We start from the raw sequence: 17,987 nt of genomic DNA on the forward strand, positions 1-17,987 counted from the left end.
CGCCGCCCGATTTGGCGGAATTCTATGGAATTGGTTTGCGTTGCCGGGCCTAGAATGGCAAGCGGCATGATGTGTTAGGAAACCGCCCGCATGAGAATGTCCACAAGTCATTGCATGATTATCGCCGCAATTGCGACCTTTTTCCTGTCCGCCGGAATCGGCAGCGCCGCAGCCGACACGCTGCCGCCTTACAAGGACGAACTTTTCTCCAGACAGAACGTGTTGCAAACCGCCGATGGCGGCGCCTTCGAAGCCGTCGAATATGACGAGATGCGCGACATCAACGGTCGCGACCAGATCCCGCAAAAGCGCGCGCGTCAGAAATACGTGTCGCTCGCTGTCCGCAGGCAGCAGCAGGACGAAACACTGTCGCTCAATGGCCGCAGGGTGGATCTCACCAGGGTGGGACCGACAGACAATGCGCAATTCACCGTGATCTTTATCCACGGGCGCGACGGCGACCGGCGGCTCGGCGTCAACGACTACAGCTTCGGCGGCAATTTTAATCGGCTCAAGAACCTGGCCGTGGCCAATGGCGGCGTCTATTATTCGCCGACAGTGCGCACGTTCGACGGCGAGGGCGTGGCAGACATCGCCGGGCTGATCCGCTATGCGAGCGAGAAATCCGGCGGCCGCCCGGTGATCCTTTCCTGTGCTTCCATGGGCAGCCAGGTCTGCTGGGGCATTGCGCGCGATGCGGGCAGTGTCAAATGGCTGAAGGGCATGGTCGTCATGAGCGGCGTCACGGATCCGGACTTCACAAAGAGCGCGTTCTACAAGGCGAAGCTGCCCCTTTGGTTCGTCCATGGCAGCCGCGATCCGGTCTATGCCGCTGCCGGACAGCAGGCTTTCTTCGAAAAACTTCATGAGGCGAAATACCCTGCCCATTTCACGCTTTTTCAAAACGGCAACCACGGCACGCCGATCCGCATGATCGATTGGCGGAGGGTTTTGAACTGGATTCTCGCTTCTTAGACAGTTGCGCCGCCAAATTTTAAGGATTTGCGCGGCAAATCGGCCTTATTTCCGTTACGTGAAGGTTCAAAAGCTTTTCAATGCCGAATGCTTTTGCTAAGGCCGCTCAATACGGAAAAATTTGGGAAGGCTGGCATGACACCTGACGTGCGCCCGCTCGTGGCGGGAAACTGGAAAATGAACGGCACGCGCGCCTCCCTCGATCAGGTCAAGGCGATTGCGGAAGGCGTGAATTCGCCCCTCGCCAAGAAGGTCGAGGCGCTCATCTGCCCGCCCGCGACGCTGCTTTATGTCGCGACCGCGCTCTGCACCGACAGCCCGCTTGCGATCGGTGCGCAGGATTGCCATCAGAGCCCGTCGGGCGCGCATACCGGCGATATCTCAGCCGAGATGATCGCCGATTGCTTCGGAACCTATGTGATCGTCGGCCATTCGGAGCGCCGGACGGACCATGCCGAGACCGACCATCTCGTCCGCGCCAAGGCCGAGGCTGCCTTCGCTGCCGATCTCACCGCCATCATCTGCATCGGCGAGACGGCGAACCAGCGCAAGGCCGGGCAGACCCTTGACATTCTCAAGCGACAGCTTTCCGCCTCCGTTCCAGACATCGCGACGCCGGAAAACACCGTGATCGCCTACGAACCTGTCTGGGCGATCGGCACCGGCCTCACGCCGACGGTGCAGGACGTCGAGAAGGCGCATGCCTTCATGCGTTCGGAACTCGTCGCCCGTTTCGGCGCCAATGGCGGGAAAGTCCGTATTCTCTATGGCGGCTCCGTCAAGCCCGGCAATGCCAAGGAACTGATGGGCATCGCCAACGTCGACGGCGCGTTGATTGGCGGCGCTAGCTTGAAAGCATCCGATTTCCTCGCCATCTACGGCGCATACGAAGCGCTGCTCGCGTGATGCCATATATATTCTGGGCCGAAGGGCTTGGAATAGCGGATCACCTCATGTAAACAGCGCCAGATTTTATTCGATGCCCGCCGCATGCGGGCAGGACTGGACCCATGCAGACAGTATTGATTGTCATCCACCTCATGATCGTGCTGGCGCTTGTCGGCGTCGTGCTCATCCAGCGCTCGGAAGGCGGCGGCCTTGGCATCGGCGGCGGTTCCGGCTTCATGTCGGCGCGCGGAACGGCCAATGCGCTGACGCGTACGACTGCGATCCTTGCAGCGCTGTTCTTCATCACCTCGCTCGGCCTCGGCATCCTGACGCGCTATGAGGGCAGCCCGACCGATATTCTCGACCGCATCCCGGCAACGAGCGGGCAGGGCAACGGCATACTCGATTCGCTCGGCGGCGGCACTCCGCAGCAGCCCGCGAACCAGCCTGCCGGCAACGGCGTTCCGAACGGCGGCGCAGCCGCTCCCGGCGCTCAGGCGCCGACGGCGACCGCACCTGCGACGCAGCCGGCCCCGGCAACGCCTGCGACTCCGGCCCCGGCACAAAACGGAACCGGCGTCCCAACGGGACAATAACCCGGTCAACCAAATAAACCGCCGGCAGGCCCCTGGGTCTGCCGGTTTTCTTTTATTCAGATTCCAAGCTGGCACCAAAAGTTCTGGAAAAGAATTTTTGGGCTGGTGGAATCGTTTTTGAAAAGGTATCCGGTGACTCCCATGGCGCGATACGTATTCATCACTGGCGGCGTGGTTTCCTCTCTCGGCAAGGGAATTGCGGCTGCGGCTCTCGGAGCGTTGTTACAGGCCCGTGGTTATCGGGTGCGGCTTCGCAAACTCGACCCCTATCTGAACGTGGATCCGGGCACCATGAGCCCAACCCAGCACGGCGAAGTCTTCGTCACCGACGACGGCGCGGAAACCGACCTCGATCTCGGCCACTACGAGCGCTTCACCGGGCGTTCGGCGACCAAGACCGACAACATCACCACCGGCCGCATCTACAAGAACATCATCGACAAGGAACGCCGCGGCGACTATCTCGGCGCGACCGTCCAGGTCATTCCGCACGTCACCAACGAGATCAAGGATTTCGTGGTCGAGGGAAATGACGACTACGACTTCGTCATCTGCGAGATCGGCGGCACGGTCGGCGATATCGAGGCGATGCCCTTCATGGAAGCGATCCGCCAGCTCGGCAACGACCTGCCGCGCGGCACTGCGATCTACGTCCACCTGACGCTGATGCCCTACATTCCGGCTGCCGGCGAGTTGAAGACCAAGCCGACGCAGCATTCCGTGAAGGAACTGCAGGCGCTCGGCATTCACCCGGATATCCTGCTGGTGCGCGCCGACCGCGAAATTCCTGAAGCCGAGCGCCGCAAGCTCTCGCTCTTTTGCAACGTACGTCCGTCCGCCGTCATCCAGGCGCTCGACGTCGCCAACATTTACGATGTGCCGATGGCCTATCACAAGGAAGGCCTCGATAGCGAAGTGCTCGCCGCCTTCGGCATCGAGCCGGCGCCAAAGCCGCGTCTTGAACCGTGGGAAGACGTCTGCAACCGCATCCGCACGCCGGAAGGCGAAGTCACGATCGCGATCGTCGGCAAGTATACAGGTCTCAAGGATGCCTATAAGTCGCTGATCGAGGCGCTGCATCACGGCGGCATCGCCAATCGCGTTAAGGTCAATCTCGAATGGATCGAGTCGGAGATATTCGAAAAGGAAGATCCGGCGCCGTACCTCGAAAAGGTCCACGGCATTCTCGTTCCCGGCGGCTTTGGGGAGCGCGGCTCGGAAGGCAAGATCCATGCGGCCCGCTTCGCCCGCGAGCGCAAGGTGCCGTATTTCGGCATCTGCTTCGGCATGCAGATGGCGGTCATCGAAGCAGCACGCAACCTTGCTGACGTCGAGAATGCCTCCTCCACCGAGTTCGGCCCCACCAAGGAGCCGGTCGTTGGTCTGATGACCGAGTGGATCAAGGGCAATGCGCTGGAGAAGCGCACGGCTTCCGGTGATCTGGGCGGCACGATGCGCCTCGGCGCCTACAAGGCGTCGCTTAAGAAGGGCACGAAGATTTCCGAAATCTATGGCTCGACAGACATTTCCGAGCGCCATCGCCACCGCTACGAAGTCAACGTCGACTACAAGGACCGCCTGGAAAACTGCGGCCTCGTCTTCTCCGGCATGTCACCGGACGGTGTCTTGCCGGAAACGATCGAGTATCCGGATCACCCCTGGTTCATCGGCGTCCAGTATCACCCGGAACTCAAGTCCCGCCCGCTCGACCCGCATCCGCTCTTCGCAAGCTTCATCGAAGCCGCAACCGAGCAGAGTCGGCTGGTCTAATTTCGCCTCTGAAACACGACGGGCGGATTGTCGTTCTCGACGATGGACGCATTGCGGAGGAGTCGTCACGAGGACCTGCTTGCGCGGGGCGGCATCTATGCCAGCCTTTGGCGGCCTGGCAGTCGGGCGGTTTTCTCGGTATCGACTTTGCCGAGTAGAAGCTTTCAGATCCGGCGACAGGCGCGAACCTGCCGCCGGAACTCTGTTCATGCGGCGATCGGAAAAGGCCCGACATAGACAGACTTCGGTCTGATCAACCGGCCTTCGAGCAGCTGCTCGCGCGCATGCGCAATCCAGCCGACGGTGCGGCCGATCGCAAAGACGCCGGTGAAGGCCTCGCGCGGGAAGCCGAGCGATTCCAGAAGCAACGCCGTATAGAATTCGACGTTCACGTCCAAGGGACGATCCGGCTTGCGTTCCTTAAGCATTGCGAGCGCCGCCTTTTCGATCGCCTCGGCCAGAGTGATCCGCGACCGATCGACCTGGCCGGTTGCGACAAGCGGCTTCAGCGCATTTTTCAAGGCGTCGGCCCGCGGGTCACGGACGCGATAGATGCGATGGCCGAAGCCCATCAGCCTCTCGCCGCGGCCGAGGGCAGCCGCGAGCCAGGTCTTTGCATGGCTTTCGGCGCCGATCGCATCAAGCATGTCGAGAACCGGTCCCGGCGCGCCGCCATGCAGCGGACCTTTCAGCGCGCTGATCGCCGCGAGCACTGATGACGTGAGGCCGGCATGCGTCGAGGCGATCACCCGCGATGCGAAGGTCGAGGCGTTCAACCCGTGATCGGAGATCGTCACCAGATAGGCGTCGAGCGCAGCCGTTTGTTCGACGCTCGGCAGCCTGCCCGTCATCATGCGTAGGATGTCTGCGGCTTGCGATATTGAGGCCTCCGGCGGAACAGGCGCTTCTCTGCGCTGCATCCGCAGAACCGCCGGCAGGAACACGGCGGGGGCCGCAAGGAGCCTGAACGCCGTTTCGAAATCCTCGCCGTCCGGCAGTCGCGCAATCAGTGCCCGCATCGCATCGAACGGTGGCAGGGCGAGGAGGGTGGCGTCGGCCACGACATGCGCGTAGACTTCTGCGCGTGCCGCTCCGAGCCGGTCTTTCAAACCCTCGGCATTGACGTGCGCTTCCATCAATCCGTCGAGCAGCAGCGCCGCGACGCTTTCATAGGTGCCGTCCGCAACGAGGTCGTCGAGCGACACGCCGCGGATGATCAGCCGGCCGGCCGGACCGTCGACATCCGAAAGCCGGGTCTCCGCGGCAATCACATCTTCCAAACCGTTTTTCATAGGCATTTCTCCTTTACGGAAAAGAAGATCGGTCCTAGATTGATTGACGTCAATCTTGATGAAATTGATCAATATGAGGCTCAATGTCCTGGTTGACTGCAGAGGAAGCGCTGAACCGTCTCGGTACCAAGCCGCAGACGCTTTATGCCAATGTCAGCCGGGGACGCATTCGCGCCAAACCCGATCCATCCGACCCGCGCCGCAGCCTCTATTACACCGCTGACGTCACCCGGCTTGCCGAGCGCCATGCAGGCCGGCGGAAGATCGAGACTGTCGCAGCGGAGGCGATACAGTGGGGCGATCCGGTTCTTCCGTCAGCGGTTTCAACCGTCGTCAATGGGCATCTCTACTATCGCGGAGTTGATGCCGCCAAACTTTCCGAATATGCAACGCTTGAAGAAACGGCGGCACTGCTTTGGAACAAAGGTACGCCTATCAACATCGCCGCCGGCGGGAGCGTGTCATCCGTTCCGTCCGTGGCTGCCGCTTTCTCGGCGCTCGCCGCCCGCGTGCCTCAGGACCTGCCGAGCCTCGGCCGTTCGCTCCCGGCGTTGCGAGCCGAAGCGCAAGATATCATGACGACGATCACTTCCGCGCTCGCGCCAGGCGCATCGGACCAGCCTCTCCATCGGCGCCTTGCAAAAAGCTGGCGCCGGCCAGAAGCCAGCGATGCGGTGCGCCGCGCCTTAGTGCTGCTTGCCGATCACGAACTCAATGCGTCGGCCTTCGCCACACGCGTCACGGCTTCCGCGGGCGCGACCCTTTCCGCATCGGTGCTTTCCGGACTTGCAACGCTGACAGGTCCGCTGCACGGCGGCGCTTGGGAGGCCGTGGCAACGCTTTCCGAGACGGCTAGGCGCATCGGCGCCAAGGAAGCCATCCGCCGCATCCTGGCGCAGGGCAGCCGGCTTCCGGCCTTCGGTCATCCGCTCTATCCAGACGGCGATATCCGCGCCGAAGCTCTGCTTGCGCATATCACGCCAACGGGGATTTTCCTCGAAATCCAAGTGGCCGGCGAAGCGATGATCGGCGAGCGCGTCAACATCGATTTCGCACTGACGGCAATGGCGGAACACTTCGAGCTTCCACGGGATGCGCCGCTCGTCATCTTCGCGCTCGCCCGCAGCTGCGGATGGCTGGCGCATGCGATGGAACAGGTCGAGAGCGGCCATCTCATCCGTCCAAGAGCCCGTTACACCGGACCCTCTATCGAAACCTCTGGCGCATAAGGCCGGCCGGCCTTGCCAGTCTGCGCTTTTCTGCATACGAAACCCTTGTTTTGTTTTATGGTGACGGTGCCGGGACAAGCAATTGACCGCATGGCGAACACCATGCCGGTGTGGGGTGCTTGCGCGAGGTGGGGACCTATCATGAGCGTAATCTCAGCATTCCTGTGCGGTTCTACCGCAACCGCCCTTGCGGCATTTCTGCTGCCGGCGGGCGCAGCACTTGCCCAAACGGGCGGCTGCACTGTCGAGAATGCGGCGGGCGGGCGTGAGGTTCTCCGCTGCCCGAACGGGGTAACGGTGACGGCCGAGGCGGGTGCCGCCTTCAGGCTGAATGACCGCAACCGCGATGGCAGCCCCGATGTTGTGTCGCTGCGTGGCAAGGCAATCCTGGTCGATGTCGACGACGCTCGCCACACAGGTGGCTTTCAGGTGGTGACGCCGCAGGCAATCGCTGCCGTGCGCGGCACGCAATGGGCCGTCGACGTTGCAGGCGGCCGGACCTCCGTGCTTGTGGTCCAAGGCTCCGTTGCCGTGCGCCGTCCTGCGGGCGATCCCGTGGTGCTCGGCCCCGGCGAGGGCGTCGATGTTGTGAGCGGCACAGGCGCGCTTGAGGTGCGCCGCTGGCCGGCCGCCCGCGCCGCCGCCCTGCTTGCCCGCCTCGGCCAGTAGAACCCTCATGCCGCGCCAGCGATTTCTGATCACTGCAGCCCTTCTTCTGTCCGCACTCTGGGGAGGCTTTCTGGGCTCCCTGCATCTGGCTGGCAGCGCCGGATTCCTCGACCGGATGGAAGCTTCGCTGACCGATATTCGAAGCGTGCTGATCGGCGGCAAGACGCCGCCGCCTGCCGTCGCGATCATTGCGATAGACGACCGCACCGCAGCTTCGCACGGTTTTCCCATCGATCGCGCAACGCTTGCCCGCGCAATCACCGCCGTTGCCGCGTCGAGGCCGAAGACGATCGCACTTGATTTGCTCTTGCTCGATCCCGGCACCGAGGAAGGCGATGGCGCACTTGCATCGGCCCTCAGGCTTGTGCCCTCCGTCATCGCGGCTGCCGCCGTCTTTCCGGAAAGCAAACAGATGGTGACGAGCGATCCGAACGATCCGCTTTCAGGCATTCCCGTCGCCGATAGCCTGCTCCTTCCTCTCAAGCGTTTTTCCGATATCGCCGCTACCGGCGTCGTTAATGTCGCAACGGATGAGACGGGCGTCCCCCGCTTCATTCCGCTGATCTCGCGCAGCGCCGGGCGTGTGGATCCATCGTTTCCGCTACGCGCGGCGTCGCTGGCGCTCGATCGCGATCCGGCCTTCCAGCCGGGCAGCATCTCCTTTGCCGACAGGCATATTCCGACCGATACTGGTCAGCGCCTGCCGCTTACCTTCTACGGCCCGCGTCGGACGATCCCGACTTTCAGCCTGATGGATGCGCTCGATGGCAAGGTGCCTGCAGACGCAATCGAGAACCGCGTCGTCGTTATCGGCGCAACCGTCACGGCCGGTGGCGACGTTTTTCCAACGCCTTTCGACCCGGTTCTCCCCGGGGTCGAGGTCATTTCGACCGCGATCGCGCATCTGATCGCCGGAGACAGCATCGTCCGCGATCATAATATCCGCCGGCTTGACGCCACGGTCGCGGTGCTTCTGCCGCTTGCGCTCGTCGGCCTGATAGCCTGGCGGCGCAGCCTGATCGGTTTCATCTTGATCGCTCTCGTTTTTGTGGTCTGGGCGACCATCAATCTTGCCATGTTCAAGGCAGGCTATTGGCTGAGCGCAGCGTTGCCGATCGCCGCCGCGTTGCCTCCGGTTCTCATCTTCGGCGCAGCGCAACTCCTTCTCGGACGCCGCCAGGCGCGCCATTTCGCTGCCCAAAGCGAGCTCCTGCAACGCATCGAAGCACCCGGCCTTGGAGAATGGCTCGCACGCGATCCATCCTTCCTTGCCGAGCCAGTCCGGCAGGATGCTGCGGTGGTCTTCATCGATCTCTCGGGCTTTACCGGGCTTAGTGAAGCGGTCGGAGCGGTAACCGTGCGCGAGGTCCTGAGCGGCTTTTTCGAGATAGCCGATCAGGAGGCGCGGGCACATGGCGGCGCGATCACGAGCTTCATGGGGGACGGTGCGATGATCCTGTTCGGGCTGCCGCACCCGGCCGAAGACGACGCTTCGCGCGCCGCCGCCTGCGCGCTGGCGCTCGCAGATCGCATGCGCTCCTGGCTCGATTCGCACACAGCTCTCCAAGGGGGACGGAAGATCGGCTTCAAGATCGGCGCCCATTGCGGACCTGTCGTCGCCTCGCGGCTCGGCACCGGCGATCGCCAGCAGATCACCGCGACCGGCGACACCGTCAATGTCGCCAGCCGCCTGATGGAAGTTGCGGCCAGTCGCGGCGCTGAGGTCGCCTTCAGCGCGGCACTTGTCCGCGCAGCATCCGCCGGCGCCGGCCCGTTGCCGGCCGGTCCGCTCGAAGGTCCGCTGGAGACGAAAATCCGCGGCCGCTCCGGCAGCATTGACGTCTGGCTGTGGCGCTGCGCCGGCTGACATTGCCGCTTTGACATTTGCCGTCTTAGCGGGTAGGAACGCGCCAACCGTTCTGCCGGCAGGTTCCGGCCACGGCGCTTCTGCGCCCGATATTCCGAAAGACAGACAGATGACAGATCTCAACAGCGTCGTCCCGGCGATCGCCAAGGCGTTGGCAAAGCGCGGCTATGCAGCGCTGACCCCCGTTCAGAAAGCCATGCTCGATCCGGCACTTGTCGCTTCGGATGCGCTGGTTTCGGCGCAAACCGGCTCGGGCAAGACCGTCGCCTTCGGCCTTGCGCTCGCGCCGACGCTGCTCGAAGGCGAGGAGCGCTTTGCACCCGCCGCCGAACCGCTGGCGCTTGTGATCGCGCCGACCCGCGAACTTGCCTTGCAGGTGAAGCGCGAGCTCGAGTGGCTGTACGAGATGACCGGTGCGCTGATCGTCAGCTGCGTCGGCGGTATGGATATCCGCAGCGAGCGCCGTGCACTGGAACGCGGCGCTCATATCGTCGTCGGCACCCCCGGACGTCTTTGCGACCATATCCGCCGCAAAGCTCTCGATATGTCCGCATTAAAGGCCGTCGTGCTCGACGAGGCGGACGAGATGCTCGACCTCGGCTTTCGTGAAGATCTGGAGTTCATCCTCGAAGCGGCACCCGACGACCGCCGGACGCTGATGTTCTCGGCAACTGTTTCCTCCGCCATCGCCAAGCTCGCCAAGAGCTACCAGCGCGACGCCGTGCGTATTTCGACGCAGACCGAAGAGAAGCAGCATGTCGATATCGAATACCGCGCGCTTGCCGCTGCGCCGGCTGACCGCGAAAATGCGATCATCAATGTCCTGCGCTACTATGAGGCGACCAACGCCATTGTCTTCTGTTCGACGCGCGCTGCGGTCAATCATCTGACGGCCCGCTTCAACAACCGCAATTTCGCAGTCGTAGCACTCTCCGGCGAACTGACGCAGAACGAGCGGACGCACGCCCTGCAGGCGATGCGCGACGGCCGCGCCCGCGTCTGCATCGCAACGGATGTCGCCGCCCGCGGCATAGACCTTCCGGGCCTCGACCTCGTCATCCATGCCGACCTGCCGACCAATCCGGAAACGCTGCTGCATCGCAGTGGCCGCACCGGCCGGGCAGGGCGCAAGGGCGTCAGCGCACTGATCGTGCCTCTCAATGCCCGCCGTAAGGCCGAGCGCATTCTCGATGCCGCCGGGATTGCCGCCACCTGGGCTCTTCCGCCGTCGGCCGAAGATGTGATGCGCCGCGACGACGAGCGCCTGCTTGCCGACCCGATCCTCAGCGAGGCCGGGCGCGACGAAGATCAAGCACTGGTCGGCCAGCTCATTGCAAATCACGGCGCAGAGAAGCTTGCCGCGGCCTTCGTGCGCCTCTATCGCTCCAATCAATCGGCGCCGGAAGATCTGATCGAAGTCTCGATCGAGGGCGACCGCAAGCGTCAGCGCCGCGATAATGCCTTTGAGCCGCGGGAGCCGAGCCAGAAGGGCCCGCGTGACGACTTTGGTCCGAGCGTCTGGTTCTCGGTTTCCGTCGGCCGCAAGCAGAATGCCGAACCGCGCTGGCTGATCCCGATGCTCTGCCGCAACGGCAATCTGACGAAACGGGAGATCGGTGCGATCAAGATGCAGCCGGAAGAGACCTATGTGGAAATTTCTGCCGATAGCGCCGAAGCTTTCCTGCAAGCGGTCGGGCCGAACAAGACGATGGAGCGCGGCATCCGCGTGACGCGTCTGAACGGCACCCCGGATTTCAGCCGTCCGGTTGCTGCGAAGCCTTATGCCGGCAAGAAGACGTTCGGCGAGCGGCGTGACGAGACATCCTATGACGATCGCCCTAAAGGCAATTTCAAAAAGGATTTCAAGGGTAAGACAGCTCCCGCAACCGGCGATCACAGTGAGAAACGCGACGCCAAGCCTTGGGGAAAACCAGCGGGAAAACCTAAATTCGAAGGCAAGGGTGGCTTCGCGCCGAAGGGCAAGTTCGCTAAGAAGAAGCAGGGTTGAGAGACGGACTGACAATTGGCGCCTTCCGTTTATGCTCTCCGAGGAGGCAGCCATGACAGAGATCGTGATTTTATCCGTTCCGCTCTTCAGCACCTTGTGCAACGAAGCTTTCAAGTTGCGTCGCTCCGTCTTCATCGGTGAGCAGAATGTGCCTGCCGATGAGGAATTCGATGAAGCCGACTTAAGCGCCCACCACATCGTCGCCATCCAGGCCGGCGAAGTTGCGGGCACGCTTCGGGTCGTCTATCTCGACGATCACGTGAAGATCGGGCGCGTGGCCGTCGGAGCGCAGTGGCGCGGCCATGGCATTGCAAGCGCGATGATCCGCTTTGGGATGGAGGCGCATCACACGGCACGCGGCAACCGCTTTTACCTGACGGCTCAAAGCGACAAGATCGCGCTCTATGAGAAGTTCGGGTTTACTGCGTTCGGCGATGAATTTCTCGACGGGGGCATGCCGCACCTTGCCATGAAGAACTACTGATTCCGCGGGCGCCGGTGGACATGGAGGCGCCGCCAATGACAGGCAAAGACAGCCCGCAATATCTTGCAGCGGCAGATTTCATTCGCAAGAACCTCCGCCTTCAGCCTGTGCCGTCAGTTCCCGAGATAATGCTCTATACAGCACATTCGGGAAGCGGGCTGGGGCGACTGACAAGGCTTGACCGCGCGGGTTCCACCGCGCCGTACTGGGCTTATCATTGGGCTGGCGGAGCGGTGCTCGCCCGCCATATCCTCTCGCAGCCCCAGACCGTCAGCGACCGCCATGTCCTCGATCTCGGTTCAGGCTCGGGCCTGGTCGCTATTGCTGCTGCGAATGCAGGTGCTGCCCATGTCACCGCGATTGACATCGATATTCATGCGATTGCCGCGATAGACCTCAACGCTGCTACTAATGGTACCAAGATCGAAACGCTTCAAGCTGATATCCTCGACGCTTCGCCTCCCGCTTGCGATGTCATCCTGGCGGGCGACGTATTCTACGATGCAAGGCTTGCAAGCCGCGTCCTGCCGTTCCTCGCCCGCTGCCGCGCCGCTGGCATCGACGTCCTGATCGGCGACCCGGGCAGGGCGCCTTTGCCCCGCGAGCGGCTTCGACTGGTGACGACATACGCGGTCGCAGACTTCGGGGGGGAGATGGAGAATGTGAGCGGGGTGTATTCGCTTTAGATCAGCGGGGTCGCGACGGATCGCACTTCTGCCATAAGTCAGCCGAGAAGCTCAGGCCGGAGCAGCATCACCGGGCAGGGGGATCCCGCCGGAAGCTGCGGCGCATGGGGCGGGCGGATGATCAGGCAGTCGGCGTGGGCGAAGACCTTCATCATCGACGAATCCTGCTTGTCGAACGGCTCCGCCAGCCACTTGCCGGAGGAGGACTTGGCGAGCTTCGCCCGCACATAGTCCTGGCGCTGATCGTTGGAGGCAAGGGTGACAGCCGCCTCCACCATGGCGTCGCGCTTGACCGGCGGCAGCGAGGCGAGCTTGCGGACCAGCGGCTCGAGGAACAGCAAGGCGCAGACGAGGCTCGATACCGGATTGCCCGGCAGACCGAGCACGTGCGTACTTCCGAGGCTGCCGACCATCAGCGGCTTGCCCGGCCGCATGGCAATCTTCCAGAAATCGAGTGTCATGCCCGCCGCAACCAGTGTGGCCTGCACGAGGTCGTGGTCGCCGACGGAGGCGCCGCCGAGCGTTATGATGACATCGGCACCGGCGGCCTGTGCCCTGCGGACCGCTGCCGTGATAGCAACCTTGTCGTCGGGCACGATACCGAGATCGAGCACGTCGCCGCCGGCCTTGTGCACCAACGCCGCGATACCGAACGTGTTCGACGCAACGATCTGCGAGGGCCCCAGGTCGCTTCCTGGCGTCAGTAGTTCGTCGCCGGTTGCAAGGATCGCCACAAGCGGCTTGCGCAGCACGTCGATCGAGGCATGGTTCATCGCGGCGGCCACTGTCAGTCGCGTGAAATCCATGACGGTGCCGGCGGAGAGCACCCCCTCGTTTTCATTAAAATCCTGCCCCCGGAGACGGATATGCTGGCCCTGGCGGATGGGATATTTCGTTCGGATGCCTCCATCGATTTTCTGAGCGTCCTCCTGCAGCAGGACGCTGTCGGCGCCGGAGGGAACCGGCGCGCCCGTGAAGATGCGGACCGTTTCGCCCTTGCCCACGGTGCCATCGAAAGCGTGTCCTGCCGCAGATGTGCCGATGAGCTTGAGTTCAGCGCCGGGTTCCGGTGCATCCTCGCGGCGCAGCGCGTAGCCGTCCATCGCAGACGCATTGAAGGGCGGCTGCGTCAGCCGCGCCGTCAAGTCGGCCGCGAGCACGCGCTGATCGCCGTCGGCAAGCGAAACGGTCTCGACATCGGAAATCGGCTTGGCGCGCCCAAGCAACCTGCCTTGCGCCTCGGCGACCGGAAGGAGGCTCATCGGCCAGCCTCCGGATGGCGGAAGTCGCCGGATTTGCCGCCCGATTTTTCGAGCAGCCGGATGCCGCCGATCTCCATCGCCTTGTCGGCGGCCTTAGCCATGTCGTAGATCGTCAGGCAGGCGACGGACACGGCGGTTAGCGCTTCCATCTCGACGCCTGTCTTGCCGGTGAGCTTGGCGGTCGCGATGACGCGCAGGCCGGGCAGGGCGACATCCTCCTCGATCTCGACGCTCACCTTCGTGAGCATTAGGGGATGACAGAGCGGGATAAGGCTGGACGTCTGCTTGGCCGCCATGATGCCGGCCAGCCGCGCCGTGCCGATGACGTCGCCCTTCTTCGCGTTTCCTTCACGGATCAGTCGCAGCGTTTCTACCGCCATCTTCACATGGCCTTCCGCGGTTGCAATGCGAACCGTATCGGCCTTGCCGCCGACATCGACCATGTGGGCCTCACCGGAGGCGGCTATATGGGTAAGTCCTGGCTTCTCGCCGCTCATGTTATTCCGCCGCGATTGCCGCTTCGCCGAAGAGCAGAGCGCGGGTCGCAGCCGTCACGTCATCCTGGCGCATCAGGCTTTCTCCGACGAGGAAGGTGTTGATGCCGGCCGCCCGCAGCCGCTTGCAGTCGGCATGGGTGAAGATGCCGCTCTCGCCGACCAGCAGGCGATCGTCCGGCACCATCGCCGAAAGCTCTTCGCTGACGTTCAGGCTGACCTCGAAGGTACGCAGGTTGCGGTTGTTGATGCCGACGAGCGGTGAGGAGAGCTTCAGCGCCCGCTCCATTTCTGCGGCGTCATGCACCTCGACCAGCACGCCCATGTCGAGCGTAAGGGCTTCATCCTGCAGTCGTTCAGCCTCGTCATCGGAAAGCGAGGCCATGATCAGCAGAATGCAATCCGCGCCCCAGGCGCGTGCCTCGTGCACCTGGTAGGTCTCGAACATGAAATCCTTGCGCAGCGCCGGAAGGGCGCAGGCTTCGCGTGCAGCCGTCAGGAACTCCGGCGCGCCTTGAAAGCTTGGTGTGTCGGTCAAGACGGATAGGCACGCGGCACCGCCGGCTTCATAGGCTTTGGCGAGCGCCGGCGGATCGAAATCCGGGCGGATGAGGCCCTTGGAGGGGCTTGCCTTCTTGATCTCGGCGATCAGGCCGTAGTGTCCGGCATCGCGCTTGGCAACGAGCGCCTTGTGGAAGCCGCGCGGCGCGGTTTGCCCTGCCTGCATCGCCTTCAGGTCGGCAAGCGAAACCTTCGCCTTGGCGGCGGCGACTTCCTCGCGCTTGTAGGCCTCGATCTTTCTGAGGATATCGGTCATCCGCCAATCCTAGTCGATATCGTTCGAAACGGCGATCAGTTTGTCGAGGGCTACGGCGGTCGCGCCGCTATCAAGCGATTCGGTCGCGAGCTTCATGCCGTTGGCGATCGTCTCCACCTTGCCGGCAATGACGAGCGAGGCAGCCGCGTTGGCAAGGGCGATATCGCGATAGGCGTTCTTCGCACCGCTCAGCACTTCGCGAAGTGCAGCAGCATTGGCGACGCCATCGCCGCCCTTGATCGCCGAAAGTGCACAGGGCGAAACGCCGAAATCCGCCGGCGAAAGCTCGAAGGTGCGGATTTTGCCGTTTTCAAGCGCTGCTACGCTGGTCTTGCCGGTGGTGGTGATCTCATCGAGGCCATCGCCATGCACGACCCAGACGCTCTCCGAACCGAGGTCGCGCATGACCTCAGCGATCGGCACGACCCATTGCGGCGCAAAGACGCCGAGCAACTGGCGGCGCACTCCGGCCGGGTTCGTCAGCGGCCCGAGCAGGTTGAAGATCGTCCGGGTGCCGAGCTCGACCCGGGACGGCCCGACATGGCGCATCGCGGAATGGTGCTGCTGAGCAAACATGAAGCCGACGCCTGCCTCATTGATGCAGCGCGTGATCACTTCAGGCGCAATCTCAAGCTTGACGCCCAGAGCTGCCAGGCTATCAGAGGCTCCGGATTTCGAACTCAGTGCCCGGTTACCGTGCTTGGCGACCGGAACACCGGCGCCGGCGACGATCAGCGCCGCCAGCGTCGAGATATTGTAGGTGCCGCTGCCGTCACCGCCGGTGCCGACGATATCGATCGCATCGGCAGGCGCATCCACCCGCAGCATCTTCGATCGCATGGTCGTCGCAGCACCGACGATTTCATCGACCGTCTCGCCGCGGACGCGCAGCGCCATCAGGAAACCGCCGATCTGCGAAGGAGTCGCCTGACCGGACATCAGGATTTCGAAAGCCTCGCGGGCCTCGTCGCGGGTCAGCGGTTCGCGGCTCGCAGCCTTGGCCAGAAGCGGCTTCAGATCGGTCATGCGCTACAGCTCCTAGCGAACGGCTGCCTGATCGGCGAGCGTCTGGTTGATCGACGCACCGTAGTGCGTTTGCAGTAGGTTCACCATCTGGTCAAGAATGTCGTCGCCGGCAGCGTTCGCCATGGCAGTGATCTGCGCATCCTGATTGTTCAGCACATCACCCGTCGGCTCCGTGTTGACGCTGGTGACCTTCAGCAGGATCTGCGTGCCGGGATCGCCGCCAACGGCATTTGCAACAGTATCGACCGGGCCTGTGAAGGCAGCGGTCACACCGGCGCGGCCGAGAACGGCATCCTCGGTGCCGCGCGTGATGCCGCTCTTGCTTTCGACGGCAATTCCGAGCGGAGCTGCGATGTCGGCAAGCGTCTTGCCCTTCTGCGCTTCCTGCTTCAGCTCTCCGGCCTTCTTGGCAAGTTCGAGCTTCTGCTGTTCGGCGGTCCAATCCTGCACGGCCTTGTCGCGCACTTCGGCCAGCGGTCGGTCGCGCTCCGGCGTGATTTCGCGCACGTCGAACCAGACATAACCGTCATTGCCGAGCGACAGCGCCGGCGCCTGAATGCCGGATTCGGTCTTGAAGGCTTCACCGATCAACTGCGGCTTCGCGGGGAGGTCCTTGACCTCGTTGCCGTCCTTGTCCAACCCGCTCGGATCGACGGCGTCGATCACGACGGCCTTCAGCTTCAGCTGTTCGGCAATCTGCTCAAGTGTCTGGCCGGAGCCGCGCAGATCCTCGATGCGATCGTGCACGTTGATTACCTCCTGCGACGCGTTGACGAGCGCCAACTGCTTGCGGATGTCTTCCTTCACCTCGTCGAAGTTCTTGACGCTCTCCGGCTTGATGTTGGAGACGCGGAGGATGACTGGGCCGAAGGAACCGTCGACGACCGGCGTCGTGCCGCCGTCCCTGGCGACTGCGAAAGCGACATCGGCGATGGCCTGGTCCGGAACCTTGTCCTTGGTGAAATCGCCGAGCAGCACGTCGCTTGCAGTCTTGCCCTGGTCGGTCACGAGCTGATCGAAGCTGGTGCCGCTCTTGAGCGCCGTTTCGGCAGCCGTCGCCAGATCCTTGCTGGCAAAGGTCAGCTGCTCGATCGTGCGCGTTTCCGGCGTGCGATAGCTGTCCTTACGCTTGTCGAAATCCTCGCGGATCTGATCGTCCGTGACGGTCGAGGCATCCGCAATGTCGGCAGGTTCGAGCTTCAGATAGGCGATCTTGCGATATTCCGGCGCGCGATAGCGGCTCTTGACGCCGTCGAACCACTTCGAAAGCAGATCCTCGGCCGGAGCCTTGATGGGCTCGATGTTCGCGTTCGTCAGCAGCAAGTAGTCGATGTCGCGGCTTTCCTGACGGTAGAGCTTCAGCGCGTCGACGAGCGTCTTAGGAGCGGTGAAGCCGTTCGACACCGCATCGACGATCTGGCTGCGCACAGCGACCTTGCTGCGCTCGCTGATATAGTCCGCCTCACGGATGCCGGCGTTGCGCAAGCGCGAGGTGAAGAGCGTGCGATCAAACTGGCCGTTGACTGCCTTGAAAGCTGGATCGTCAGCGATCAGCTGGGCTAGACGATCTTCGGAAAGGCCGAGATTCATGTCGGCGGCAAGCTGGTCGAGCGAGGCGCCGGCGACGAGCTGGGCGATCACCTGCTGCTCGACGCCGAAGGCCTTGGCCTGCTCGGGCGTCAGACGCATGCCGAACTGCTGGCTGAGGCTTGCGACCTGTCGCTGGTAGGCAAGGCGGAATTCGGTGGCGTCTACCTGCTGGTCACCGACGGTGACGACGGCCGTGCTGCTGCTGCCAGTGAGCAGCGAACTGGAGATGCCCCAAATACCGAATGAAGCGACCAGGAGAAGCATCAGGAGCTTGGCGACCCAGGTCCGGGCGGCTCTTCTCAGGAAATGGAACATCGAAACGCAAACCTCGCAT

16 protein-coding genes are annotated in these 17,987 nt (G+C 62.9%); 10 read left to right on the forward strand and 6 right to left on the reverse strand.

All coding sequences use genetic code 11. The features are described from left to right. Positions 1-90: 90 nt before the first annotated feature. From ACZ9DP_RS24540 to ACZ9DP_RS24555, 4 genes are all read left to right on the forward strand, one after another. A complete protein-coding gene (locus ACZ9DP_RS24540) occupies positions 91-975 on the forward strand; it encodes a dienelactone hydrolase family protein (protein ID WP_194729734.1) in 885 nt (294 codons plus the stop codon). A 135-nt stretch (positions 976-1,110) separates the two neighbouring features. Next, positions 1,111-1,881: a triose-phosphate isomerase gene (gene tpiA / locus ACZ9DP_RS24545; RefSeq protein ID WP_074070269.1), complete on the forward strand. Its 771-nt coding sequence runs from the start codon at positions 1,111-1,113 to the stop codon at positions 1,879-1,881. 104 nt (positions 1,882-1,985) lie between these two features. Continuing rightward, complete coding sequence (gene secG, locus ACZ9DP_RS24550; RefSeq protein ID WP_194729732.1) at positions 1,986-2,459, forward strand: preprotein translocase subunit SecG; 474 nt, start codon at positions 1,986-1,988, stop codon at positions 2,457-2,459. Between the two features lie 141 nt (positions 2,460-2,600). Further along, positions 2,601-4,229, forward strand: a complete 1,629-nt coding sequence (locus tag ACZ9DP_RS24555) for a CTP synthase (RefSeq protein WP_022715652.1) — start codon at positions 2,601-2,603, stop codon at positions 4,227-4,229. Between the two features lie 206 nt (positions 4,230-4,435). Here ACZ9DP_RS24555 and ACZ9DP_RS24560 read toward each other — a convergent pair whose 3' ends face one another. After that, positions 4,436-5,521, reverse strand: a complete 1,086-nt coding sequence (locus ACZ9DP_RS24560; RefSeq protein ID WP_194729731.1) for a citrate synthase/methylcitrate synthase — start codon at positions 5,519-5,521, stop codon at positions 4,436-4,438. An 83-nt stretch (positions 5,522-5,604) separates the two neighbouring features. Here ACZ9DP_RS24560 and ACZ9DP_RS24565 point away from each other — a divergent pair, with 83 nt between their 5' ends. From ACZ9DP_RS24565 to ACZ9DP_RS24590, 6 genes are all read left to right on the forward strand, one after another. Next, complete coding sequence (locus tag ACZ9DP_RS24565) at positions 5,605-6,750, forward strand: citrate synthase (protein WP_476203839.1); 1,146 nt, start codon at positions 5,605-5,607, stop codon at positions 6,748-6,750. A gap of 141 nt (positions 6,751-6,891) precedes the next feature. After that, positions 6,892-7,419 (forward strand): FecR domain-containing protein, encoded by a 528-nt coding sequence (locus tag ACZ9DP_RS24570; protein WP_133940448.1) that lies wholly within the window; start codon positions 6,892-6,894, stop codon positions 7,417-7,419. 7 nt (positions 7,420-7,426) lie between these two features. Further along, a complete protein-coding gene (locus tag ACZ9DP_RS24575; RefSeq protein WP_476203840.1) occupies positions 7,427-9,286 on the forward strand; it encodes a CHASE2 domain-containing protein in 1,860 nt (619 codons plus the stop codon). Between the two features lie 109 nt (positions 9,287-9,395). After that, entirely contained in the window at positions 9,396-11,294 is a 1,899-nt protein-coding gene (locus ACZ9DP_RS24580) for a DEAD/DEAH box helicase (RefSeq protein ID WP_476203841.1), read from the forward strand. 52 nt (positions 11,295-11,346) lie between these two features. Beyond that, positions 11,347-11,778, forward strand: coding sequence for a GNAT family N-acetyltransferase (locus ACZ9DP_RS24585; protein WP_476203842.1), 432 nt, complete (start codon positions 11,347-11,349; stop codon positions 11,776-11,778). Positions 11,779-11,798: 20 nt separating this feature from the next. Next, positions 11,799-12,464, forward strand: coding sequence for a class I SAM-dependent methyltransferase (locus ACZ9DP_RS24590; RefSeq protein ID WP_476203843.1), 666 nt, complete (start codon positions 11,799-11,801; stop codon positions 12,462-12,464). 38 nt (positions 12,465-12,502) lie between these two features. Here ACZ9DP_RS24590 and ACZ9DP_RS24595 read toward each other — a convergent pair whose 3' ends face one another. Genes ACZ9DP_RS24595 through ACZ9DP_RS24615 form a run of 5 tightly spaced genes read right to left on the reverse strand, consistent with a single transcriptional unit; the run spans position 12,503 to position 17,968 of the window. Then, a complete protein-coding gene (locus ACZ9DP_RS24595) occupies positions 12,503-13,726 on the reverse strand; it encodes a molybdopterin molybdotransferase MoeA (protein ID WP_476203844.1) in 1,224 nt (407 codons plus the stop codon). Beyond that, a complete protein-coding gene (gene moaC / locus ACZ9DP_RS24600) occupies positions 13,723-14,223 on the reverse strand; it encodes a cyclic pyranopterin monophosphate synthase MoaC (protein WP_194729723.1) in 501 nt (166 codons plus the stop codon). The genes ACZ9DP_RS24595 and moaC overlap by 4 nt, the downstream gene beginning before the upstream one ends. A 1-nt stretch (position 14,224) precedes the next feature. Then, complete coding sequence (trpC, locus tag ACZ9DP_RS24605) at positions 14,225-15,037, reverse strand: indole-3-glycerol phosphate synthase TrpC (protein ID WP_476203845.1); 813 nt, start codon at positions 15,035-15,037, stop codon at positions 14,225-14,227. Between the two features lie 9 nt (positions 15,038-15,046). Then, on the reverse strand, positions 15,047-16,063 hold the full coding sequence (trpD, locus tag ACZ9DP_RS24610) for an anthranilate phosphoribosyltransferase (protein WP_476203846.1): 1,017 nt from the start codon (positions 16,061-16,063) through the stop codon (positions 15,047-15,049). Between the two features lie 12 nt (positions 16,064-16,075). Then, positions 16,076-17,968 (reverse strand): peptidylprolyl isomerase, encoded by a 1,893-nt coding sequence (locus ACZ9DP_RS24615; protein ID WP_476203847.1) that lies wholly within the window; start codon positions 17,966-17,968, stop codon positions 16,076-16,078. Between the last annotated feature and the right edge of the window lie 19 nt (positions 17,969-17,987).

It is taken from the genome of Rhizobium sp. USDA 4016, from assembly GCF_056279705.1.